The following is a 23,749-nucleotide window of genomic DNA, read 5'->3' on the forward strand; positions in this document are numbered from 1 at the left end:
CCGGGTCGCGCCTAGCGCTGGGCCGGGCGCACGTCCGCGACCTCGCTGGTGGTGCCGAGCTGCGACAGGGGCAGGACGGACAGTCCCCGGTCGCTGACCTCGACCGACACCACCGCGCCGGTGCGCTCGACCAGCACCTGGGCGAGCACCGCGTCGTCGGGCACCCGGATGCGCGCCGCCGTCGCCGGGTCGACCTCGACCCGGCGCTCGCGGACCACGGCGTCGCCGTCCTCGTCCCAGGCCTGCAGCGTCACCACACCGGGAGCGGTCGCGCCCGTCACCACGATGCGCTTGGCCCCGGCCGGCAGGGCGACGGCGGCGGCGCCCTCGATCGTCGACCCGGCCGACGTCAGCGCGAGGTCGGTCGGGGTGCGGGTGCGCAGCGACGCGGTGACCGGGCCGGTGGCCTCCAGCCGGAGCGCCTGGACGCCCGCGAGGCCGCGGCCGCGCAGCACGCCGCTGAGGTCGACCTCGTTGACCGACGCCGGGTCGAGGGTGACCTCCTCGAGGCCGGACGGGGCGAACTCGCTGTCCTCGCTGACCAGCTCGAGGGTGACCCGCACCTCGCTGTCGCCGGGGTTGGCCAGGGTGAGGGTCCGGTCGGCGGCGCCCGTGCCGATGCCGGCGACGTACGACGTCGAGGCGGGCGCGGCCTGGGCGGGGAGCCACTCGCGCACCGGGCGGTCGCGTCCGACCGGGTCGACCACGTCGACCACGCTGGAGGCGAGCCGGCCGCGCGAGACGCTGACCCGCAGCGCCAGGGCGTCCCTGTTGGGCACGACCTCGGAGAGGTCGAAGGAGGTCGAGCGGCCGCCGGGCACCCGCACGCCGCGGAGCCCGGGGACGTCGACGAGCCCGCTGCCGTCCCAGACGGTGACGTCGGCGACCGCCGGCCCCCGGTCGGGGTTGATGAGGGTGAGCGTCGAGGTGTGCTCGGCGGACGCGCCGGCGCCGGTGAACCAGCGCTCGGGAGCGGGCTGGTCGCACCCGGTCGCCGATCCGCCGCCGGAGCGCGACGCGACGAGGCCGGGCGCGAGCTCGCCGCTGCCGTTGATGACGACGTACTGCCGCTCGGTGCGCGACGCGACTCCGCCGGACAGGGTCTGGGTGTCGTCCTGGCGTCCGACGCGCAGCGCCAGGTCACCCGAGCCCAGCGTCGTGGTGCCGATCCGGATCTCGTCGGCGCCGGGCAGGCGGGCGGGACAGACGGCGGTGACGCGGTCGAGCGGAGCCTCCGCGGGGGCGTGGGACGACGGCGCCTCCTCGGCCGGTCGGACCAGGGCGAGGGCGGCCACGGTCAGCAGGGGGATCAGCACGGCGAGGATCGTCACCGGCGAGGGCCGGGTGCGCGCGGTCTCGGCAGCCCGCCGCCGGCCGCCTCCCGGAGCGGAGGTGCTCGGCTCAGTCATCGCGGTCCCCCTCCCGGCGCCGCTGCCGGACGGTGGGTGCGGCGAGCACCAGCACGAGCACGATCGCCAGCCCCTGCACGACCAGCAGCGCCGTGCGCCACCACGGGCTGGGGCCGTCGAGCGACGCCGGGTCGAGCGGCCGGTCGACGCGCCAGGCGCGGGTCGTGCGGTCCTCGGCGCTGGCCTGCTCGAGCCCGGCGGTCGCGTCGAGCAGCGACGAGATGCGCCCGTCGGCGGGCGAGCTGAGGACGACGTACTCCACTCCGCGGGCGCCCAGGTCCGCCACGACCGCTGGCGTGGGGGCCGACACCAGGTCGCGCACGTCGCTGGTCAGACCGGCGTCCTCGTCGGCCAGGGTGAGGATCTCGTCCTCGCCCACCGTCGTACCGTCGTCGCGACGGATGCGGTAGGTGACGCCCTCGTCGACGGACCCCCCGATGACGAGCACGCCGTGCTCCTGGCCGAGCAGCGAGCTCTGCCTCATGTAGACCGGGACCGACTGCTCGGCGTCGCGCGCGAGCAGGTCGTCCCCGCCATCGGCGGTCAACCACCAGACGAGACCCCCGAGGGGCACGGCCGCCGCGGCCACGGCGAGGGCCGTGGCCACGACCCGCTGCCACCACGGGTGATGGTCGGCGAGCCGCCGCAGGTAGGCGTCGGCACCCAGCACGACCGCCACGACCGACGTGCCCTGCAGGATGACCACGAACAGCCCCAGGCTGGGCCGGGTGGTCACCGACGGCAGGTCGAGCGTCACGTGCGAGAGCAGGCCGGACACGACGGCCGCCGCCAGCGCCACGAGCCAGCAGATGAGCACCGGCACGCGCGTACGACGCGGGATGAGGGCGACGAGGGCGAGCAGGCCGAGCACCACGCCGAACCACATCGGTGCTCCGAGGTCGTTGAGCCGGCCGGTCACCAGGCCGCCGAAGGTCACCTGGTCGACGGTGAGGCGCCCGGCCTCCAGCAGCAGGCCGGACGCCGAGCCGGTGGTGAGCAGCGGCAGCAGCCAGGGCGCGAGGAGCACGGGCGTCGCGGCGACGGCGACCACCGGCGGGCCCCAGCTGTCGCGCTCGCGCAGCAGTCGCGGGGCGATCACCGCCGCGGCACCCAGGACCACGGCCGTGGCCAGCAGCGCGAAGAGCCAGAGCCCGGGCACGAACGCCGCACCGAGGGCGAGGAGCAGGGCCGTGCGCCAGGCCGCGCGCCACCGCCGGTCGCGGTCCGGGTCGACGAAGCCCAGGGCGGCGTGCGCGGTCCACGGCAGCAGGGCGGCGACGGCCACCGTGCCGAAGCGTCCCTCCGCCCAGGCGCCGGAGGTCACCGGGACGAGGGCGTAGGTCAGGGCACCCCACACCACCAGCCAGCGCGGCAGCCCCAGCGGGTCGACGAGCCGTCCGACGACCTTGAGCAGCCGCCACGCGCCCCACGCGGCCACCGGGACGGCGAGCAGCATGAGGCCGGACACGACGGCTCCGGTGTGGCCGAGCAGGAGGGTCGCGGCGAACGCGAACGGCAGCACGTACGCGGGGGCCGGCACGTCGGTGCCGGTGCCGAGCGGGTGCCAGCTCGAGACGTGCAGGCGCCACCAGTCCGCCGCGGCGTCCGGCACCGGGGACAGCGCGCCGCCGGTGATGGAGCCGAAGGCCTCGCGGGCGGCGAGCAGCGACAGGACGCCGAAGAGCGCCAGCACCACGGCGACCGGGTTGGTGAGCAGGCGGGCCACGAAGCCGGAGTCGGTGAGGTAGGCGTCCTCGTCGTCGTCCTCCGGCGTCCCGGACCCGCGTCGCGCGTCGCGCACGCCCGGCCCGGTGCCCGGCGCGTCCGCGGTCCTCGCGAGGCGGCGCCGCTCGGCGACGTCGGCGGCCTGGCTGGTGGCGGCCGAGGCGAGGTCGGTGACGAAGTCGAGGCCGTGGCGGTAGGGCAGCCAGGCCGGGGCGAGCAGACGGCGTACGTCGGCGGGGTCGCCCTGGCGCAGCTGGGCCCGCTCGCGGCGCGCGGCCAGCACCTGACGGGGCCGCCCGTGCACGGACAGCGCGGCGGCGAGCTCGTCGAGCGCCTCCCCCACCGACCTCACGACGAGGAAGCCGAGGACGCGAAGCAGCGAGCCGAGGAAGAGCCGGACGTACTGCCAGGCGAACCCGCGCGAGGAGACGTTGGCCAGCGACGTGAGCAGGGCGGCGCGCCGCTCCTGGTAGTGGGTGTGCCGTCCGGTGAGCGGCGTACGCCGGATGCCGCGGTGCGCGGCCTCGGCGTGGAAGACCACGGCCTGCGGGACGACGAGCGTCCGGTGCCCGGCCAGCGCGGCACGCCAACCGAAGTCGATGTCGTTGCCGAAGATCGGCAGGTCCTCGTCGAGCCCGCCGAGCGACTCCAGCACGGAGCGGCGCACCAGCATCCCGGCGGTGTTGACCGCGAGCACCTCGCGCACGGCGTCGTGCTGGCCCTGGTCGTACTCGCCCCGCTCCAGGCCGGTCTCCCGGTGTCCGGTCCCGGTGATGGTCAGGCCGACCTCGAGGAGGCGGCGCAGCGAGGGCCACTCGCGCAGCTTGGGGCCGAGGATCGCGACCGAGGGGTGCTCCAGGGCTGCGTCGAGGAGCTCGGCGAGGGCCGTCGGGGCGGGGTTGCTGTCGTCGTGGAGCAGCCAGATCCACTCGTCGTCACCGGCCGCCGGCGCCAGGTCCAGGCCGTGGCGCACCGCGGCGGGATAGCTGGTCGAGCCGGGAACGACGTCGAGCACGACGTGCTCGCCGAGCGCCTCGCGGACGAGCGTGACGCTGTCGTCGCGGCTCGTGGTGTCGACGGTCACCACGCGGTCCACCGGGAGGGTCTGCCCGCTCAGACCGGTCAGGACTGCTGGGAGCCATCGCGCCCCGTCATGACTGACGAGAAGCGCTGTGACGGTCACCGGAGCACCCTAGCGAGGGCCTCCGCGCTCCATGAAACCGCCGGAGTGCTGCTGGCGACGGGCCGGACGGGCCGGCCCGGACGTCACCCTGCGGCGCTCTTCTTCAGCTTGCGGCGCTCGCGCTCGGACAGACCGCCCCAGATGCCGAAGCGCTCGTCGTTCATCAACGCGGACTCCAAGCAGTCGTCACGGACCTCGCACGTCAGGCAGACCTTCTTGGCCTCCCGGGTGGAGCCGCCCTTCTCGGGGAAGAACGCCTCCGGATCCGTCTGCGCGCACAAGGCGCGGTCCTGCCAACCGAACTCCTCGCCCTCGGGCTCTAGGAGGAACAGTTCTGCTCTCATGGCTGACGCCCTTTCGACCCTGTATCGAGAACTGGACGATGCTGAAGCAACATCACGACACTGTGGGAATTACATGCCTGTCGTACCCGCCACGTCAAGCCCGGATCTGATATACCCGTTCCGCTTCCGGCAGGCTGTTCCTATGCCATCATCCGCAGCCACGCTCCGCCGTATCACCGTCCTCTCCGGCGGCGTCGGCGGGGCCCGCTTCCTCCAGGGCCTCCTCCACGGCCTCCGCACCGGCGTCGTACCGGGAGGGTCCGCCGACACCGAGGTCACCGTCGTGGCCAACACCGCCGACGACTGGTGGATCCACGGCCTCAAGGTCTGCCCCGACCTCGACACCGTGATGTACACCCTCGGTGACGGCATCGACGTCGAGCGCGGGTGGGGCCGCCGCGACGAGACGTGGAGCGCGCGCACGGAGCTCGAGGCGTACGGCGTCGAGCCGACGTGGTTCGGCCTCGGGGACCGCGACATCGCGACCCACCTGGTCCGCACCCAGATGCTCGAGGCCGGCTACACGCTGTCGCAGGTCACCGAGGCGCTCTGCCGCCGCTGGCTCACCCCCCTGCACGGCGAGACGGTGCGACTCCTCCCGATGACGGACGACCGGGTCGAGACCCACGTCGCCGTGGCCGACCCCGACAGCGCGAGCGGACGCCGGGTGGTCCACTTCCAGGAGTACTGGGTGCGGCTGCGCGCCGCGGTGCCGGCCGAGACGGTGCTCGCGGTCGGCCAGGACACCGCGACCCCCGCGCCCGGCGTGCTCGAGGCCATCGGCGAGGCCGACCTCGTCGTGCTGCCGCCGTCCAACCCGGTGGTGTCGATCGGCACCATCCTCGGGGTGCCCGGGATCCGGGACGCCGTCCGATCGACTCCCGCACCCGTCGTCGGGCTCTCCCCCATCGTGGGCGCCTCCCACGTGCACGGCATGGCGGCGCAGATGCTCACCAGCATCGGGGTCGAGGTCAGCGCCGGCGCGGTGGGCGCGCACTACGGCGCCCGGTCGGCGGGGGGCGTGCTCGACGGCTGGCTGGTCGACGAGCGCGACGCCGGGCAGCTCGCCGGACTGGACCAGGCCGGGATCCGCGCCGCGGCCGTCCCCCTCATGATGTCCGGCCACGACGCCACCGCGGCGATGGCCGCGGCCGCCGTCTCGCTCGTCACCCCCGGGCCGGCATGAGCAACCGGCTCGAGGTGTGGGCCCCGGAGGGGATGCCCGAGGTCGTCTGGGGCGACGACCTGGCAGGCCTGGTGCTCGACTCCCTCCAGGGCGACGACGGCCTCGCCGACGGCGACGTGCTGTGCGTGACCAGCAAGGTGGTGAGCAAGGCCGAGGGGCGGGTGCGGGCGGGCGACCGCGACGCGGCCGTCGAGGAGGAGACGGTCCGCGTCGTCGCGCGCCGCGGACCGGTGGCCATCGTGCGCAACCGTCTCGGCCTCACCATGGCCGCCGCCGGGGTCGACGCCTCCAACGTGGCCGCCGGGTCGGTCGTGCTCCTCCCCCTCGACCCCGACGCCTCGGCGCGCTCGCTGCGCCACGAGGTGCGCCGACGCACCGGCATCAACGTCGGGGTCGTCGTCACCGACACCTCGGGCCGCGCGTGGCGCGAGGGTCAGACCGACATCGCGATCGGGGCGGCCGGGCTGCTCGTCGCCGAGGACTTCGCCGGCAGCACCGACCCCCACGGCAACGCCCTGGCCGTCACCCTCCCCGCTGTGGCCGACGAGATCGCCGGGGCCGCCGAGCTCGCGCAGGGCAAGCTGGCCGGGCGGCCGGTCGCCGTCGTCCGCGGGCGCGCCGACCTGGTGCTGCCGCCCGGCGAGGACGGCCCCGGCGCCACGTCGCTGGTGCGTCCCGACGGTGGCGACCTGTTCGGGTGGGGCGCCCGCGAGGCCGTGGTGCGCGCGCTGAGAGGGGACGACGCGGACCGGGCCCCGTTCGGGGCGCCCGCCTCGGCCCACGAGCTGCACTCCGCGCTCGCCCGTGTGCTCGCCGCCGGGCAGGCGCTCTCCTCCTCGCTCCTGCTGACCTTCGACGACGACCCGGGCCGCGTCGTCCTGCACCTGCCGGGCGACGCCGACCACGCTGCCGTGGCCGCCGTGTGCTTCGCGCACGGGTGGCGGATCAACGACTGGGAGCGGGCCGGAAACGACGTCGTGTGCGACGTGTCACCTGCGACTACGTAGACTCTGCCAGCGCAGACGCAACCGTCGCGCCCAGCAGCACCCCCCAGCAGTCGACCGAGAGACACCGAGCACCGTGGCCAAGCAGGCAAAGACCGACCGTCAGGCGGTCATCGACTCCATCCGCTCCCAGCAGTCCAAGCGCGAGAACCGGCGCGGGCTGGCGATCGTGGGCGTGTGCGTCCTCGTCGCCGTGCTGATCGTCGGCGCCGCGGCGTTCAAGCCGATCAAGGACTGGTGGGACCTGCGGGCCTACGCCTCGGACTCGCTCGGCGAGATCGGCGCGAAGGCCTCGGTCTGCCAGGACGTCACCACCAAGTCGGCCGAGGGCAGCCAGGACCACGTCGAGGTCGGCACGCCGATGACCTACCCCGACGCCCCGCCGGCCTTCGGCCAGCACTGGAACATGTGGGACAGCATGGAGCGCAAGCTCTACACCGCCTCGGACCGCCCGGAGCTCGGCGAGCTCGTGCACAACCTCGAGCACGGCTTCACGATCCTCTGGTACGACGAGACCATCGCAGACGACTCCGACCAGATGGACGTCCTGCGCGGCATCGCCTCCAAGCTGCAGGGCACCGACAACCTGCGCGACAAGTTCAAGGCCGTGCCGTGGACCTCCGAGGACGGCAAGTCCTTCCCCAAGGGCCAGCACGTCGCGCTGACGCACTGGTCGCTCGGCGGCGTCGGCGAGACCGACCCCGAGAAGCAGGTCGGCGTCTGGCAGTACTGCTCCGAGGTCAGCGGCTCCGCGCTGGAGACGTTCATGGAGGACTACCCCTACATGGACTCCCCGGAGCCCAACGCCGTCTGAGGTCCTGACCCGATGACCACGCCGGACACGTCCGGCTCCCCCGCCACCTTCGCCGAGGTGCTGGCGGCGCAGCTGCGCCGCGACCCCGGGCGTCCGCTGGTGACCTTCTACGACCACGCGACCGACGAGCGGGTCGAGCTGTCGGTGACGACGTACGCCAACTGGGTGGCGAAGGCATCCGGCCTGCTGACCGACGTCGCCGACCTCGAGCGCGGCATGTCGCTGCGCATCGACCTCCCGCCGCACTGGCTCTCACCGGTCTTCCTGGGCGCTGCGTGGACGGTCGGCCTGCGGGTGACCACCTCCGACGACCCGGATGCCGTCGTGTGCGGACCCGACGGGCTCGACGCGTGGGCGCCCCGCGCCGGCTCGATCCCGGTGCTCGCGTGCAGCCTCCGCCCCCTGGGCGTGCGGTTCGCCGAGGAGCTCCCGGCCGGCGTGCTCGACGTGGGCGTGGAGATCTGGTCGCAGCCCGACGGCTTCACCGCCTGGGACCCGCCGACCGGTGACGACCTCGCCACCGACGACCTCACCCAGGCCCGGCTCTGGACCAACGACAGGACGGCCGCCGTCGGGAGTGGTCTCACCGACGGCGGCCGTCTTCTCTCGGTGGCCGACCCGGCTTCCCCACCAGGAATGGCCACCTTCACCGAGCCCCTCGCACGAGGCGGCTCGCTGGTCCTTGTCCGCAATCCCGACCCGGCTCGCCTCGACGACGTCCACGACGCCGAACGGGCGACCGCCCGGGCCTGATCGCTCTTCGCTGGGAGCCGGTCACCCGGCCAGGTCGAAGGCCCCCAGTCCCTCGCCCAGCACCCGCGGCTGGGAGACGCCGGACTTGCGGCCGGAGTAGACGTACGCCACCCCGCTCGCCCGGTCGCGGACGATGTAGTCGGCCGACCCCTTGAGCGTCATGGCCTGGACCCCGAGGACCCAGTCGAAGCCGGACAGGTCCGACGGCAGCCCGGCCCGGGAGGGAACCGCGCCGCCCTTGACGGCGACGGCAGCACCGAAGCCGGAGCCGTTGCCGGGCCACACCATCAACGCACCGCCGGCCGGGGTGCCGATGAGGTCGGGCAGGCCGTCGCCGGTCACGTCGCCGACCGCCCTGAGGCCCTGGACCGTGGCCCAGCCGTGGCCGAGGACGGTGCCCGCGGCGAGCGCGCCGGTGCCGTTCCCGGTGAAGAGCCACAGCTGGCCCGAGCCGTCGCGGGTGAGCACGTCGCCGAAGCCGTCACGGTTGACGTCGCCGGCGTTGAGGATGGTGGTCATCCCGACGAAGGAGACGCCGGTGTCGACCGGAGCGCCGAGCTCGAAGGTGTCGCGGTTGGCGACGACCACGAGCTGCTTGCCCGAGACGCCGATCAGGTCCGCACCTGCACCGCCGACCATGTTGGCGCCGGTGATCCAGCGCATCGACTTGAGGTTCGTTGCCGGGCCGAGCGCTGCGCCGTACGTGCCGTCACCGCGTCCCGGCATCAGCATGATGTTGCCCTTGGACGAACGGGCCACCAGGTCGGAGCGTCCGTCCCCGTTGAAGTCGCCGGCGATGACGCGGTTGTAGCCGCTCCAGGAGCCGGAGACCCGCGTGGGCGCGCCGAACCGGCCGGTGCCGTAGCCCGTCTGCAGGAACAGCCGGTTCTTGGTGCGCAGCAGGAGGTCTGCCCGCCCGTCGCCGTTGGCGTCACCGGCGCCCACGAGCTGCCGGTAGTTGCCGTAGCCCTTCCGGGTGACCTTGCGGGCGAAGCCGCCCTTCTCGGTCGCGAGCAGCGTGGTCAGGCGCCCCTTGAAGCGGGCCACGAGGTCGTTGCGGCCGTCACCGTTGATGTCGCCGACGGCGGTGATCATCGAGTAGCCGCGCAGCTTCAGCGTGCGGGCGGTCTTGCCGAACTTGCCGTTGCCCTTGCCGGCTCGCACCCGGACCACGCCGGACTTGTCGGCCGTCACCAGGTCCGGCAGGCCGTCGCCCGTGAGGTCGGGCGAGACCAGCACGTCGGCGCGCTCGTCCCAGCCCTTCTTGCCCACGACCGTGCGCGTCTGGAAGGAGGTCAGGCCACCGGTCGGCAGCACCAGTCCGCGGCCGTCGGCGGCACGCCGCACGACGAGGTCCGGGTAGGGCGAGGCGTCCAGGTTGTTCTGGGGAGCGGGCTCGGCGATGGGCACCTCGGTCGGCGGGGGCGGCGGCGTGACCACCGGCGCGGACTGGGAGGCGTACGTCCGGATCAGCGGCAGCTGGGCGTAGAGGTACTTGCCCGGGCAGGCGGTGGAGCCGGCATCGCGGTGCCCGCTGATCGCCTGGAACGTGCCGCGGCCGATCTTCTGCGACGTCGACGCCGGGTTGACGCCGTGCAGCGACAGCTTCCACGCGAAGAGCTGGCCGTAGGCGCGCAGCATCACGTCGGGCGGCTGGACGGTGTCGAAGTTGCCGATCGCCGACATCGCGAAGGAGTAGTCGTTGTAGTTGAGCGTGTGGGCGCCGACGACGGGCTTGTCGATGCCGCCGTAGCGACCCTCCCAGATGCGACCGAAGCGGTCGACGAGGAAGTTGTAGCCGATGTCGCTCCAGCCCCTCGACTTCACGTGGTAGGCGTAGATGCTGCGCAGGAGCGCGGGCACCTGGGCCTCGGTGTAGTCGTTGGCGTTGACCGTGTGGTGGACGAAGCCGCCGCTGATCGTGCCGTAGCGCAGCGCGCTCTTGTTGCGGATGCTCTCGTCGGCGCCCCACTGGGCGCGCGAGTAGATCGTGGGCTGCGCGACGGTCTGCTTGCGCGCGGCCTGCAGGGTGATGCCCTCGGACGCGGCGTCGGTGCTGTCCTGCTGCGCGTAGTCGTCGTCGTACGACGCACTGGGGTCCTCGTCGGCGGTGTCGGCCGGCGCCTCGGTCTCGGTCCTCGTGGCCGACCCCGGGTCGACCAGGGCGAGGGACAGGTCGTCCGGCAGGGCGACGCCGTCAGTGCGCGCCTCGACCTGCACGTCGTCGACGTCGCCGACGAACGTCGGCTCCGTGCCGGGGCGGGCGTCAGCAGCCTCCGCGCTGGCCGGGTCGGGACCGTGCTCGTCGTGGTACTCGAGGTCCTCCCAGGCGCTCCACTCGTCGCCGCTGCGGGTGCGGACGCGGAGGGTGATCTGGTCCTCCTCGAGCACCTCGCCGCTCTGCCAGGTCACGCCCACAGCGCCGAACGCGTCCACCGGCTGCGGGGTGCTGACCACGCGTGCCTCGGTGGCACCGCCGGCGACGGTGCGCCCGCGGAGGCCGGCGAAGCCGCCGGCGGCGCCGGTCAGGGGCACCTCGGTGACGCTCGGCGTCACCGCCTTCGTGGGGACGGTCGCCGACATCAGCGCCGCGGGGGCGGCCGGGACGGCCGTGGGCGCGCCGGGCGCCTCCCCCACGATGTCGAGGGACACGACACCGGAGGCGGGGGTGAGCACGACGAGCACGACACCGAGAGCCAGCACCTGCTGGCAGAAGGTGACGAGGCGGGCCTGAAGAGGACGCATGACAAGACTCCTGCTGTGTGGGGGAAGGTCACACAAGGCAGGAGTTTCACACCAGTCACATCAGTCACGGAAGGGTTTCTGAGTAACTACAGCGTTGTAATTTCCAGCCGACACGCCGTTACATCGGTGTCATTCTGCACGATCTTGGCACGAGATGCGTCGAGCGGTGCGTGAGGCACGTTCCTCAGGCCAGGAACGTGCCTCACGCACCGCTCGGGCTGGGCGGCTGTGCGGTTCAGATGTCGGCGCCGAGGCCGTCGTCCTCGCCGGAGTCCTCGTCGCCCTCGTCGTAGTGCAGGTAGTGGATGCCCTCCTCGACGTCGCCGTCGAAACCGAGGCGCCCGTTCTCCATCACCAGGACGCGGTCGCAGAGGTTGCGGACGGAGCCGGGCGCGTGCGAGACGTAGAACATCGTCACGCCGGACTTCACGATCTCGTCCATGCGGCGCTTGCACTTGCGCTTGAACGGCCGGTCCCCCACGGCCAGGGCCTCGTCGGCGATGAAGATGTCGGCGTCGACGTTGACCGCGACGGAGAAGCCGAGGCGGGCCTTCATGCCGGAGCTGTAGTAGGCCACCTCGGTGTCCAGGAACTTGCCGAGGTCGGCGAAGTCGACGATCTCGTCGAACTTGCGGTCGGTCTCGGCCCGCGACATCCCGAGGATGGCCGCGTTGAGGTAGAGGTTCTCCCGGCCGCTCAGGTTGTTGTCGAAGCCCGTGCCGGTCGCGATGAGTCCGGCGATGCGACCGCGGGTGAGCACCGAGCCGGAGTCGGGTCGCATCACGCCGCTGATCAGCTTGAGCAGCGTCGACTTCCCGGAGCCGTTGAGGCCCATCAGGCCGACCGACTCCCCCTCGTGCACCTTGAAGCTGACGTCGTCGACGGCGTTGAAGCTGTCGTGGGTCTTGCGCCCGCGGGCCTTGGCCAGGACGGTCTGCTTGAGCGAGCGCTGGTAGGACAGCGTGAAGGACTTGGTGGCGTTCTCCACCGAGATCATCGTCGTCATCAGAGGCGCTCCGGGACCTTCGACTCCAGGCGGGCGAAGATGCGCTGCGACAGCACCAGCAGCACGAGCGAGATGGCCGTCATCACGAGGCCGCGCGTGAACAGGTGGTCGGGCAGGTGCACCGCGGCCGTCGCCTCGGGGTCGCTGGTGGTGCCGGTCCAGAAGCCGCGCTGGATGAGCAGCACCGCCTCCGCCATCGGGTTGAGGAGGTAGTAGCTCGCGATCGGCTCCCCGAAACGGTCGTAGACCAGCGTGAACGGGTACATCATCGGCACGCTGAACGTGACGAACTGGGTGAGGGTCTGGGCGACCTTGCCGATGTCGCGCATGAAGACGTTGCCGACGCTGAAGAGCAGGCCCAGCGCCAGCCCGAGCGATGCGGTGAGCGTGAAGCCCAGCAGCGCGGCGGCCATCCCCACCGGGTCGGGTGTCCAGCCGAGGAAGAGGCAGGGAATCACGAGGATCACCAGCATCGGGATGGTGTGCCAGCCGGCCACGAGCATGCGCGCCACCGGGAACATCTCCCGCGGCACGGGCAGCTTGGTGATCAGCGACCTGTTCTGCACCAGCGACTGGGTGCCGCCGTTGAAGGTCTCGGTGAAGAAGTGCACGACCACCATGCCGGCGAACAGATGGATGGCGAAGTTCTCGATCCCCGCACCGCGGCCGATCATCACCTGGAACAGGAAGTAGAACATGCAGAACCGGATGGCCGGCTGCAGGTAGCTCCACACCCAGCCCAGCACCGTGCCCTGGTAGCGCGACTTGATGGTGTTGCGCACGAGCATGCTGAGGAGGTAGCGACGGCGTACGACCTCGCCGAGGCCCGTGGCCGCGGGCGGGGCCAGGGGCAGGGTCTCCAGCTCGGCCCTGGTGCGCCGGGCCGGGCCCGATGCTGTCGTGCTCACGGGCGGCTCACTCGGTCGTGCTCGCCGGACCGTCGGCGGGGGTCTCCGCGGGGCGGTCCGCCGGGTCGGTCCAGGGGGCGAAGGTCTTCTCCCACGCCTCCGGGGAGGTGATCTCGCCGAGGGCGTCGCGGTACTGCTGGGCCAGGGCGGGCCACTCGCGGTGGAACCGGCGGTGGATCGCGACGGTGCGCTTCAGGAGGTCGCGGTACTCCTCGGGGTCACGGCGGTAGAGCGCCACCGAGCTGCCGTCGTTCATCGACACGACCGCGGAGTCGTACTTGACCAGGTTGAACCAGGCGGCGTCCATCGCGGTGAGCTCGGCCTCCGGGTAGTCGCGCGACATCGCCCGGACGGGGCGCAGCTGCCGGATCGGGGCGAGCCCCGCACCGATCAGCGTGCTCCACCGACCCGGGATCTCGATGTCGGACTTGCCCTTCTTGGGCGGCTTCTTGCGCCGCACCGGCGGCAGGTCGTCGCGGTCGGCGTGCAGCTGGGCGTCGACGAACTGCTTGCGGAAGGCGTTGACCTCCGGCAGCTTCGTCGCGAGCTCGCCGTGCAGGGCGTGCGGACCCGCCAGCACGTCCTCCATCGCGCGGTGGCGCAGCTCGGCGGTGGAGTACTGCAGCGACGCGAGGTGCTTGACCTGGTGATTGAACGACTCGCGGACCATCCGGCCACCGCGCTCGTAGGGCGAGTGCAGCAGGGCGGCGATGATCCGGTTGCGGTGGTGGAAGTAGGCCTGCCAGTCCACGCCGTCGTTCTTGTCGGTCCACGGCACGTGCCACACCGCGGCGCCCGGGAACGAGACGGTCGGGTAGCCGGACTCCTTGGCGCGCAGGCCGAACTCGGAGTCGTCCCACTTGATGAAGAGCGGCAGCGAGAGGCCGACCTCCTCGAGCACCACGCGGGGGATCAGGCAGGAGAACCAGCCGTTGAAGTCGACGTCCGCACGCTTGTGCAACCAGCGGGCGGATCGCAGGTTGCGGGCCGCGAAGTCCCAGTCGCTGTAGCCGTCGAGGCGGGTCTGCCACCAGAACCGCCACGGCTGCACGATCTCGCCGAAGGAGTGCAGGCGCGAGCGGGAGTAGATGCTGAACATGTGACCGCCCACGATCGTGGGGCGCTTGGCGAGGTCGCCGAAGGTCACCGCCCGGATGATGCCCTCGGGCTCGCAGACGACGTCGTCGTCCATCATCAGCGCATAGGTCGCCGTGCCCTTGCGGATGCTCTCGAGCTGTCCGCGGGCGTAGCCGCCGGACCCTCCGAGGTTGCCCTGCACGATCACCCGCAGCCGCTCGCCGAGCGACTCCTGCGCAGCGGGGAAGTAGGAGGACTCCACCAGGGGCTTGTTGCCCTGGTCGACCACCTGGACGGTGTCGAGGTAGGGCCGCAGCTCCTCGTCGTCGGCGATCTGGCCGAGGAGCCTTGCGCAGAAGTCCTGCCGGTTCATCGTGGTGATGCAGATGTCGGCGGTGCCGTGCTGGGCACGGTCCTCGGGGACCTCAGCGGTCCACCGGGCGGACTCCACGACCGCGCCGTCGTCACCGGCGACGACGTCGTACCAGTACCAGCCGCCGTCGACGAAGGGCGTCAGGGTCAGCGCGAACTCGAACGTCTCGACGTCGTCGGCCGTGACCGTCGTGGAGTCGACCACCTGGTTGTGGCCAGCCGCCATGGACTTGTAGACCGTCACCACGGTGCCGGCTCCGCGCACCCGAAGGGTCAGGGTGACGTCGTCGACGACGGTGTAGCGCCGCCAGTAGGACGCCGGGAAGCCGTTGAAGTAGGTCCCGAAGGAGATCATCTGACCAGGCAGGGCGCGCGCGGCGGTGCGGGAGAGGACCTGGTCGGGGCGCAGCTTGCGGCCGGTCGAGGTCGACTGCCGGATCGCGGCGTTGTTGAGGTCCTTGGCGCCCTTGCTGCCACCGACCTCGTGGCGGCTGGTGTCGAGCCGGGCCTCCTCGAGGTCGACGTAGAGCGCGAACGTGTCGGGGTCGCGGTCGACCGGGAGGATCTGGCGCTGCAGCAGCCGGGTGACGGTCCGGCCGCCGGTGCTGGTCGAGCCGTCGGTCGCGCTGGTCGTGGTCGTGGTGCTCATGCGTCGATGCCTCCGCTCGTGAGCTCGGCGCCCTCGGTGAAGTGCGGCTTGAGCTTGTTGTCGTACATCGACAGGGCGGCCCCGATGGCCATGTGCATGTCGAGGTACTTGTAGGTGCCCAGGCGGCCGCCGAACAGGACCATCGGCTCGGCCTTGGCCAGCTCGCGGTACTTGAGCAGCTTGGCGCGGTCGTCGGCGGTGTTCACCGGGTAGTAGGGCTCGTCGCCCTCCTCGGCGAAGCGGCTGTACTCGTGGACGATCACGCTTTTGCCGGGCAGGTGGGTCTTCTCCCGCTCGGGGTGGAAGTGCTTGAACTCGATGATGCGCGTGTAGGGGACGTCCTGGTCGTTGTAGTTGACGACGCCGGTGCCCTGGAAGTCGTCGGTGTCGACGACGCTCTCCTCGAGGTCGACCGTGCGCCACGACAGGCGGCCCTCGGAGTTGCCGAAGTACTCGTCCACCGGGCCGGTGTAGATGATCGGCACCTTGCCCTTGTAGTCGTCGGCCACGTCGAAGAAGTCGGTCTCGAGGCGGACCTCGATGTTGGGGTGGTCGGCCATCCGGGTCAGCCACGCGGTGTAGCCGTCGACGGGCAGCCCCTCGTAGGTGTCGCTGAACCAGCCGTTCTGGAAGGTGTAGCGCACCGGGAGCCGGGTGATGATGTCCGCGCTCAGCTCGGTGGGGTCGGTCTGCCACTGCTTGCCGGTGTAGCCCTTGATGAACGCCTCGTAGAGCGGGCGGCCGATCAGGCTGATCGCCTTCTCCTCGAGGTTCGTCGCCGAGGCGGTGTCGAACTCGGAGGACTGCTCCGCGATCAGCGCGCGGGCCTCGTCGGGGGTGTGGCTCTTGCCGAAGAACTGGTTGATGAGCGCCAGGTTGAGCGGCAGGGAGTAGACCTGCCCCTGGTACATGCCGAACACCTTGTGCCGGTAGTCGGTGAACGACGTGAACCGGTTGGCGTACTCCCACACCCGCTCGTTGGAGGTGTGGAACAGGTGCGCGCCGTACTTGTGCACCTCCACGTTGGTCTCCGGGTCTCGCTCGGAGTAGGCGTTGCCGCCGAGGTGGTGGCGACGCTCGAGGATGAGCACGCGGAGACCGAGCTCCTCGGCGCACCGCTCGGCGATCGTGAGACCGAACAGCCCGGCGCCGACGATGACGAGGTCGGGAAGCTGCTCTGTGTCGTTCGTGGGGCCCTGGGACAAGGGATGAACTCCTTGGGTGAGAAACGCGGGGTGAGTCTATCGAGGGGGGCGTGCGGAAGCCGTCAGGCGGCGCATCCCCCGCGCCGAGGCCATGGCGCGGATCACGTTGCGGGCCTCGGCCCGACCGCCCCGCACCGGGCTGAGCAGCACCACGACGAGGGTGATCAGCCACGGCTTCAGCCGCACCAGCACGTTCTCGCCGTGGCGCAGGTGCACCACGAAGAGGTTGCGGTACATGTAGAAGCCCTTCCACCCGGACAGGTCGTGCTGCTGGTTGAAGTCGAGCTGGCGGACCAGGACGGCGTCGCGCACCGCCCAGATCCGGTGGCCGGCCCGTCGCGCGCGGACGGCGTACTCCGCGTCGTCGTAGAAGATGAAGAAGGAGGGATCGGGGAAGCCGACCTCCTCGACCACGCTGCGGCGGGCCATGAAGCCCTCGAAGGCGACGTTGCGCACCTCGGCGAGGTCCGGCATCGACGTGCGGTCGGCGTACGTGCCGTCCACGGTGGACCGCTTCGGGTTGATGGCCAGCGGGTTGCGGAGGTCGAACTCGACGGCGGCCTTCTCGACGAGCGCGCCGGACAGGTCCTCGCGGACCGCGATCAGGCAGTCCTCGTCGACGGCCATCAGCGCCTCGAGGCAGCCGGTGGCGGGCACGACGTCGTCGTCGACGAGCCAGACGCGGTCCCACCCGGCGTCGTACGCCGCTCGCACGCCGAGGTGGAAGCCGCCGGCGCCGCCGAGGTTCTCCTCGCTCCAGGTGACGTGCAGCGGGAGGTCGGTGCGAGCCTCGAGCACCTGCCGGGTGTGGTCGGTGCTCGCGTTGTCGACCACGATCACGGCGTCGGGCCGACGCGTCTGGGCGGCGAGGCCGTCGAGGAGCCGGGCGAGCAGGTCGGCGCGGTTGAAGGTGACCACGACGACCGCCACCGTCTCCGTCGGCTGGGCGGCCGGGGTCGTCACGACAGGAACCTCCGGTGGCCGTCGAAGTCACCGGCGATGCCGGCCCGCATGGCCCCGACGCTGAGCCGCAGCCGCGACAGGCTCGGGCGGGTGAAGGTGTAGAACCAGGCGGTCTTCACGACGAAGGCGAGCGCGTGCAGCGGACCGCGGTAGTCGCGGAGGTTGACCAGGTTGTTGCGGGCCATGCAGTAGTGCTTGAGGTCGCTCGGCGAGTCGTTGTAGGTCGTCCGGCCGAACATCATCGGCGTGCCGAGGTTGCCGACGCTGGGGTGGCGCACCGTCGCGGTGACCACCGTGGCGACGCGGGCACCGGCCTCCTCCGCGCGCAGGCGGTACTCGTGGTCGTCGCCCCAGATGAAGAACTCCTCGCGGGGCAGGCCGATCCGGTCGACGAGCTCCTTGGTGACCAGGACGCCGTTGAAGGGGATCACGATCCCGTCGATCCGGTCCTTCTTCGCGGCGCGGCGCACGTCGTCCACCGCGTGCACGACCCGGGTGCTGCCGGGCAGCCGGATGGGGAACACCAGGCGGTCCGGGTCGGCCTCGTCCACCACCAGGGGACCCCAGAAGTCGAGGTTGTCGCTCTCGAGGAGCAGCTGGTCGAGGCAGTCGACGTCGGGAAGGCCGTCGTCGTCCATCAGCCACACCAGGTCGGCGTCGCGGTCGATCGCCCAGGCGAGCCCGTCGTGGAAGCCGCCCGCGCCGCCGCGGTTGGTCGTGAGGGTGCGTCCGCTCAGCGAGATCTCGCCGGTGGTCGGGCGGGCAGCGAGCCACGCGCCCGTGCCGTCGGACGACGCGTTGTCGACGACCAGCACCTCGGCCAGGCCGTCGACCTGCCCGAGGCGCTCCACCAGCTTCTGGAGCAGCGGCAGGCGGTTGAAGGTGACCACGACCGCGACGATGCGGGGCAGGGGTCCGGTGGTCACGGCGTACACCCTAGGGGCGGCACGGGCGCGCTCAGCAAACCGCGCCGAGGTCCTCCGACTGGTTGGCGGCGTAGCCCGTGGACAGCGAGCCGAGCGACCCGCCGGTGACGGCCGGGGGCGTGCTGGGCGCCGACGGGGCAGGCTGCGTCGAGGCGGCGCCCTGGTCCGGTGCGTCGTCCGCGGCGTCCGCGGTCGCCTCGTCCCCCGTGGCGTCGGTGGTCTCGGGGGACTCGGCGTCCGGCGCGGCCTCGGCGGTCCCCACGGTCTCGGCGGGCTTCTCGGGCGTACGACCCTCCGCCTTGGCGATGGCCGCCGCGACCTTGGCGTGGACCAGGTCGATGTCGGGGTTCGCGGTGTTGACCATGGGCGGCACGAGCGACAGGGAGGCGATCTTCTGGCTCTTGGCCTTGAGCGCGAGGTCGACGAAGCGGTCGACCTCACCGCGCGGGACGTTGGTGGAGACCATCGCCGAGCCGGCGCCCGCGATCTTCTCGAAGTTGCGCAGCGCCACCTGCGGGCTGACCTGCTCCAGCATCGCGCTCATCACGCACTTCTGGCGTGCCATGCGTGAGTAGTCGTCGGAGTCGTGGCGCGCGCGGGCGAACCACAGCGTGTCCATGCCGTCGAGGGTGCGCGTGCCGGGCTCGATGTAGCGGAAGAACGAGTCGTGGGGCAGGCCGACGGGGATCCGCTGGCGCACGTTGAGCTCCACCCCGCCGACGGCGTCGACGAGGTCCTTGAAGCCCTCGAGGTTGACCATCGCCCAGTAGTTCATCTTCAGGCCCGTGATGCCCTCGACGCCCTCGATGGTCGCGTCCACGCCGGGGTTCTTCGACCCCTTGAACAGCGCGGCGTGGTCGAGCGCCCAGGTGGCGAGCCCGTTGAGGTACAACCCCTCCTCGTCGAAGCCGTCGGGGAACTGCTCGGCCATCACCGAGCCCTCGGGGAAGGGGAAGTTCTGCATGTTGCGCGGCAGCGAGATCAGCACCGTCTTGCCGGTCTCGGCGTCGATGCTGGCCACGGTCATCGAGTCGGGCCGCAGGCCCCACCGACCGGCTCCCGCGTCGCCTCCCATGAGCAGCACGTTGTAGCGCCCGTGGTGGGCGCCGACCGCGTCGCCGTTGCCGAACATCGAGATCATGAAGTCGCGCTGCACGCCGACGACGTGGGCGCCGAAGAGCAGCGCGCCGGCGACGCTGAAGCAGAGGAAGCCGTTGACCCCGACGACCGCGAGCCGGTGCTGGCGCTGCAGGGTGAGGGGCTGGCCGAGGCGCCAGGCGTCGACGAAGAGGTAGGCCCAGCCGACGGCGAGCGCCATCAGGCCGAGGCGCAGGACCTGGAGCAGCACCGTGCTGGTGCCGGCCCAGAAGGCGAGACCGTGCCAGAAGTACGACGTCACGACCGCGAGCACGCCGACGACGGCCAACGTGAGCCAGGTCCACAGCGCGATGCGGCCCACCCTGCGGTTGCCGGACACGAGCTGGGCCGATCCCGGGAGGAACAGGGTCATCAGCATGAGCGTCACCGCACGGCGGAACCTGACGCGCTGGGCGCGGTCGACCGTGGTGAACCGCTGCTGGTGCGACCCGGGGGGCGGGACGGACGGCATCGGGGGGCCTCTCTCTGCTGGGGGAAGTCAGCCCGCCCAGTATCACCAGTCACACCCGTCCCATCCGGTCGCGACGCGCCGTGGCCGGAAGGTCGGGGCACCAGGTCCTGCCCGCTCACGCCTCGCGGCCCTGGTCGATCTCCGTCTTGCGCGCCAGCCGGTGCGCGCGGCGGATCTCGGCCTCGCGCTGACGTCGTACGTCGCCGGGGGTCTCGGTCTCCAGCGGCGGCACGGGGCGCGGGTGCCCCTCCTCGTCGATGGCGACGAAGACGAAGTAGGCGCTGGCGACGTGCACCGGCTCGTCGCTCGCGTTGCCCCATGGCTGCGCCTCCACGCGCACGCCGATCTCCATCGACGAGCGCCCGGCCCAGTTGACCTGGGAGTAGGTCTTGATGATGTCTCCGACGTGGACCGGGGCCAGGAAGGTCATCTCGTCCATCGCCGCGGTGACCGCCGGCCCGCCGCTGTGGCGGTGCGCGACGGCGCCCGCGGTCGAGTCGGCCAGCTTCATGATCTCCCCGCCGTGGACGTTGCCCAGGAGGTTCGCCTCGCTCGAGTGGGCCATGATCCCGAGGCTCACCCGGCTGTACGACGTGGGGCGCCCTCGCTGACTGCGCTCGCTCATGGCCCGCACGGTAGCGTCACCGCCCATGGCTGATCGTCCGCAGGGCTCCGGGGTGCCCGAGAAGGGAACACCCGAGTACGACTGGCTCTACGGGAGCCAGTCGAAGAACCCGCCGAGCGACGCCACGCAGCGTGTCGAGGCGCAGCAGCCCCGGGGTGGCCGCCCCGACGAGACGCGCGTGATGCCGGTCGCCCGTCGCGAGGCCCGGGGCTCGGGAGGCCAGCCGCCCGCCCCCGCTCGTACGCCGGCGCCGACCCCGCCGCCGCTGCCGAAGAAGAAGCGCGGCCGGCGGCTGCGCCTCGGCCTGATCCCGCTCGTCCTGATCCTGCTGCTCGTCTACCTCCTGGGCGTCCCGCTCTACCACTGGACGAAGATCGACAAGGTCGACGCCGCGCCCAGCGGCGACCGCCCCGGCGACCAGCCCGGCACCAACTACCTCATCGTCGGCTCCGACAAGGCCGACGACCTCACCGACGAGCAGCGCAAGGCGCTGCAGACCGGTGAGCGCGGCGGCACCAACACCGACACGATCATCGTGCTGCACACCGGCTCCGGCGGCCGCACGATGATGTCGATCCCCCGCGACACCCTCGTCGAGGTCCCGGACGGTGGCACGCAGATGATCAACGCCGCCTTCGCGAGCGGCGGGGCGCCGCTGCTGGTCCAGCGGGTGGAGGCGCTGACCGGCATCCACATCGACCACTACGTCGAGCTCGGGTTCGGCAGCGTCATCAACACCGTCGACGCCTTCGGCGGGGTGGAGATCTGTCCGAAGCAGGACATGAAGGACCCGCTGGCGCGGCTCGACATCACGAAGGGCTGCCAGGAGGTCGACGGGCAGACCGCGCTGGCGTACTCACGCTCGCGCCACGTCACGGCGCTCAGCGACCTCGACCGCGTGGCCCGTCAGCGCGAGGTCATCAGCGCGATCGGCGACGAGGCGCTCTCGCCGTGGACCTTCCTGAACCCCGTGCGCTACTGGCGGATCAACGACGCCGCGACCGGCGCCATCCGCATCGACGAGGACATGAACCCGTTCGACCTCGGCAGGTTCGCCCTCGCCATGACGGGCGAGAGCCAGACCTGCACGATGCCCAACCTGCCGGCACCGAGCGACCCCAACCGGATCGTCGCCGACCCCGATCGGGCACCCGCGCTGTTCAACGCGATCATCGACGACTCCACGGTGCCGAAGCAGGCCTGCACGCCGACGGGCCGCGCCCGCCCGTAGGCGTCGCCGGTCGCTCGATCCTCTGGTTGGCCCTCTGCTCGACCCCAGCGGTGGTCCAGCCACCCGTCCGTACGCCGGACGGGTGGCTGGACCACCGTTCGTGCGTCACGCACATCTCCCTTGTCCCCGCGTCCACCTCGGCGTACGCTCACGATATATCGCGATACGTCACCGATACGTCACGACGTACCGCTCCAGCTGACCACATCACGCATCGAGGAGCACCCATGGGACACCAATGGCCCGGCGCCGACTGGCCCGGCAACAACGACGACAACGCGAGCAACGCCGGCGGCGACCGGGGCGAACGCGACTACCGCCGCCCGGCCGGCGGCGACTGGACCAGCTGGGGTCAGGCCCTCTCCGGTGGCGCCCGCGGCCGCCGTGCCGGCGGTCCCCCGCCGTGGCTCGGCGAGATCTTCGGCTTCGCGAACGCCCCGCAGCGACCGCAGCAGCGCGGCGCGCGGGTGCGCCGCGGTGACGTGCGCACCGCGATCATCGACGTGCTGCACCGGGCCCGGAAGGCCGACGAGTCGATCAACGGCTACCAGGTCATCCAGGAGATCGCCGAGCTGAGCAACGGCGAGTGGCGCCCCTCCCCCGGCTCGGTCTACCCGACGATCCAGCAGCTGCAGGACGAGGGCCTCGTGGAGTCCGACGACGAGCGCGGGCGACGGACGATCCGGCTCACCGACTCGGGCGTGGCCTGGGCCGAGGAGAACGGCACCGACCTCGCCGCCGTGTGGGCACCCTTCGCCCGCACCGAGGAGGTCCCCTCCGACCAGCCGTCCGGCCACGCCGACATCAAGAGCGAGATCGGGCAGGTCGTCAGCGCCGTCTGGCAGCTGGCCACCCAGGGCTCGGAGCAGCAGAAGAAGGCCGCCCTCGACGTGCTCGTCGACACCCGCCGCCGGCTCTACGGCATCCTCGCGGACGGACGGGACGGCGAGCGATGAACGCGCCCGATCCGCGCATGCGGATCGCCGACAGCGACCGGGAGCGCGCGATGGCCGACCTCGCGATGCACTACGCCGACGGGCGTCTCGAGCACGAGGAGTACGACGAGCGGCTGGACGCCATCTGGACCGCCCGGACGCGCGCCGACCTGGCGGTGATCTTCAACGACCTGCCGCGCCCCCAGGCCGTGCAGCCCGCACGCACGCCCGTCCGTGCATCCGGCCGACCCGGTGGTCGGTCGAAGTTCCCGCTGCTGCCGGTGCTCGCCGTCCTCATCGTCCTCAGCGTGATCGCTGACGCGCCGCTGTTCCTGCTGATCTTCCCCCTCATGTGGTTCGCGCACCGCCGTCGCGGTCCGTGGGCGCCGCCCCCGCCGGGCCGCGCCGACTACCGGCGCCACGGGCGCCCGCACGGCTGGTAGTCCGACCCACCCCTAGGACGGTCCCGTCTGCGACCATGGGCCCGTGACGTGGGAGGCGAGGGTGGTGCGCGCGCGTGCGCCGTACGCCCTCGCCCGCGCCGTGGCGGCGACGATCGTCGCCGTCACCGGCGCCACCACGGCCCACACCTGGGCCGGAGGTGGCGTGCCCACCGGACCAGGCCTGGCGCTCGTCGCCGCCGTGGTCCTCGGCGCGAGCGTGCTCGTCTTCCGGCGCGCCGTGCCCGGGTGGGCCCTCCTCCCGGCGGTGGCCGCGGCCCAGCTCGGGGTGCACGAGTCGTTCGGCCTCGTGGCGACCCACGACCACACCGCCGTGACCGCGCCCGACCCGGGCTGGTCGTGGCAGATGGTCGGGGCCCACGCCTTCGTCACCCTGCTGACCGCCGTGCTGTGGTGGGCCGGCCGGCTCGCGGCGTCGTACGCCGTCTCGGTCCGTGCGCACCCGGCCGTCCCCGTCCGCACCGGCGTGCCCCGCCGACCGTCCGGCGCCACCACGCGGTCCTCGCTCGTCCTCCTGCTCGTCTCCCCGCGGCGTGGTCCGCCCCTGGCGGTCCTGTCCGCCTGAGCCCGTCCGGGCCCGGGCGCTCACGCGACCCCAGCCGCACCACACCCAGGAGAG

At 72.0% G+C, this 23,749-nt stretch carries 20 protein-coding genes; 8 read left to right on the forward strand and 12 right to left on the reverse strand.

The window, feature by feature from the left end; translation table 11 throughout:
* Positions 1–11 precede the first annotated feature (11 nt).
* The 3 genes from ACFQW6_RS18540 to ACFQW6_RS18550 form a co-directional block, all read right to left on the reverse strand.
* Positions 12–1,409 carry a DUF5719 family protein gene (locus tag ACFQW6_RS18540; protein WP_378548808.1) on the reverse strand — a complete coding sequence of 466 codons (1,398 nt, stop codon included), beginning with the start codon at positions 1,407–1,409 and terminating at the stop codon, positions 12–14.
* Entirely contained in the window at positions 1,402–4,317 is a 2,916-nt protein-coding gene (locus ACFQW6_RS18545) for a glycosyltransferase (protein ID WP_378548811.1), read from the reverse strand. The genes ACFQW6_RS18540 and ACFQW6_RS18545 overlap by 8 nt, the downstream gene beginning before the upstream one ends.
* A gap of 83 nt (positions 4,318–4,400) precedes the next feature.
* Positions 4,401–4,661 (reverse strand): WhiB family transcriptional regulator, encoded by a 261-nt coding sequence (locus ACFQW6_RS18550; RefSeq protein ID WP_191194914.1) that lies wholly within the window; start codon positions 4,659–4,661, stop codon positions 4,401–4,403.
* 142 nt (positions 4,662–4,803) lie between these two features.
* On the opposite strand from ACFQW6_RS18550, the gene cofD reads away from it, so the two are divergent.
* The 4 genes from cofD to ACFQW6_RS18570 all read left to right on the forward strand — a co-directional run bounded on the left by cofD (position 4,804) and on the right by ACFQW6_RS18570 (position 8,418).
* Complete coding sequence (cofD, locus tag ACFQW6_RS18555) at positions 4,804–5,847, forward strand: 2-phospho-L-lactate transferase (RefSeq protein WP_378548815.1); 1,044 nt, start codon at positions 4,804–4,806, stop codon at positions 5,845–5,847.
* A complete protein-coding gene (gene cofE, locus ACFQW6_RS18560; RefSeq protein WP_378548818.1) occupies positions 5,844–6,854 on the forward strand; it encodes a coenzyme F420-0:L-glutamate ligase in 1,011 nt (336 codons plus the stop codon). Before cofD ends, cofE begins: the two co-directional genes overlap by 4 nt.
* 73 nt (positions 6,855–6,927) lie before the next feature.
* Entirely contained in the window at positions 6,928–7,665 is a 738-nt protein-coding gene (locus ACFQW6_RS18565) for a DUF3105 domain-containing protein (protein WP_378548821.1), read from the forward strand.
* 12 nt (positions 7,666–7,677) lie between these two features.
* Complete coding sequence (locus ACFQW6_RS18570) at positions 7,678–8,418, forward strand: TIGR03089 family protein (protein ID WP_378548824.1); 741 nt, start codon at positions 7,678–7,680, stop codon at positions 8,416–8,418.
* Positions 8,419–8,439: 21 nt separating this feature from the next.
* Here ACFQW6_RS18570 and ACFQW6_RS18575 read toward each other — a convergent pair whose 3' ends face one another.
* From ACFQW6_RS18575 to ACFQW6_RS18615, 9 genes are all read right to left on the reverse strand, one after another.
* On the reverse strand, positions 8,440–11,163 hold the full coding sequence (locus tag ACFQW6_RS18575; RefSeq protein WP_378548827.1) for an FG-GAP-like repeat-containing protein: 2,724 nt from the start codon (positions 11,161–11,163) through the stop codon (positions 8,440–8,442).
* Positions 11,164–11,398: 235 nt separating this feature from the next.
* The gene (locus tag ACFQW6_RS18580) at positions 11,399–12,169 is read right to left on the reverse strand and encodes an ABC transporter ATP-binding protein (RefSeq protein ID WP_378548829.1); all 771 of its coding nucleotides are present in this window, start codon (positions 12,167–12,169) and stop codon (positions 11,399–11,401) included.
* Positions 12,169–13,077: an ABC transporter permease gene (locus ACFQW6_RS18585; RefSeq protein ID WP_378548832.1), complete on the reverse strand. Its 909-nt coding sequence runs from the start codon at positions 13,075–13,077 to the stop codon at positions 12,169–12,171. The genes ACFQW6_RS18580 and ACFQW6_RS18585 overlap by 1 nt, the downstream gene beginning before the upstream one ends.
* A gap of 7 nt (positions 13,078–13,084) precedes the next feature.
* Complete coding sequence (locus tag ACFQW6_RS18590; protein WP_378548835.1) at positions 13,085–15,175, reverse strand: glycosyltransferase; 2,091 nt, start codon at positions 15,173–15,175, stop codon at positions 13,085–13,087.
* Complete coding sequence (gene glf / locus ACFQW6_RS18595; RefSeq protein ID WP_378548838.1) at positions 15,172–16,380, reverse strand: UDP-galactopyranose mutase; 1,209 nt, start codon at positions 16,378–16,380, stop codon at positions 15,172–15,174. The genes ACFQW6_RS18590 and glf overlap by 4 nt, the downstream gene beginning before the upstream one ends.
* A 36-nt stretch (positions 16,381–16,416) precedes the next feature.
* Entirely contained in the window at positions 16,417–17,343 is a 927-nt protein-coding gene (locus ACFQW6_RS18600) for a glycosyltransferase family 2 protein (protein WP_378548841.1), read from the reverse strand.
* A complete protein-coding gene (locus ACFQW6_RS18605) occupies positions 17,340–18,269 on the reverse strand; it encodes a glycosyltransferase family 2 protein (protein ID WP_378548843.1) in 930 nt (309 codons plus the stop codon). The genes ACFQW6_RS18600 and ACFQW6_RS18605 overlap by 4 nt, the downstream gene beginning before the upstream one ends.
* Before the next feature lie 31 nt (positions 18,270–18,300).
* A complete protein-coding gene (locus ACFQW6_RS18610; protein ID WP_378548846.1) occupies positions 18,301–19,878 on the reverse strand; it encodes an LCP family protein in 1,578 nt (525 codons plus the stop codon).
* A gap of 115 nt (positions 19,879–19,993) precedes the next feature.
* Positions 19,994–20,503 (reverse strand): acyl-CoA thioesterase, encoded by a 510-nt coding sequence (locus ACFQW6_RS18615; protein WP_378548850.1) that lies wholly within the window; start codon positions 20,501–20,503, stop codon positions 19,994–19,996.
* A 25-nt stretch (positions 20,504–20,528) separates the two neighbouring features.
* Here ACFQW6_RS18615 and ACFQW6_RS18620 point away from each other — a divergent pair, with 25 nt between their 5' ends.
* The 4 genes from ACFQW6_RS18620 (at position 20,529) to ACFQW6_RS18635 (ending at position 23,695) form a co-directional block, all read left to right on the forward strand.
* Positions 20,529–21,734, forward strand: a complete 1,206-nt coding sequence (locus tag ACFQW6_RS18620) for an LCP family protein (RefSeq protein WP_378548852.1) — start codon at positions 20,529–20,531, stop codon at positions 21,732–21,734.
* 227 nt (positions 21,735–21,961) lie between these two features.
* Entirely contained in the window at positions 21,962–22,690 is a 729-nt protein-coding gene (locus ACFQW6_RS18625) for a PadR family transcriptional regulator (RefSeq protein WP_378548854.1), read from the forward strand.
* 17 nt (positions 22,691–22,707) lie between these two features.
* A complete protein-coding gene (locus tag ACFQW6_RS18630; RefSeq protein WP_378548856.1) occupies positions 22,708–23,112 on the forward strand; it encodes a DUF1707 domain-containing protein in 405 nt (134 codons plus the stop codon).
* 43 nt (positions 23,113–23,155) lie between these two features.
* On the forward strand, positions 23,156–23,695 hold the full coding sequence (locus ACFQW6_RS18635; RefSeq protein WP_378548860.1) for a hypothetical protein: 540 nt from the start codon (positions 23,156–23,158) through the stop codon (positions 23,693–23,695).
* The last annotated feature ends 54 nt before the right edge of the window (positions 23,696–23,749 follow it).

It is taken from the genome of Nocardioides sp. GCM10028917, assembly GCF_042666175.1.
Lineage (GTDB): Bacteria > Actinomycetota > Actinomycetes > Propionibacteriales > Nocardioidaceae > Nocardioides.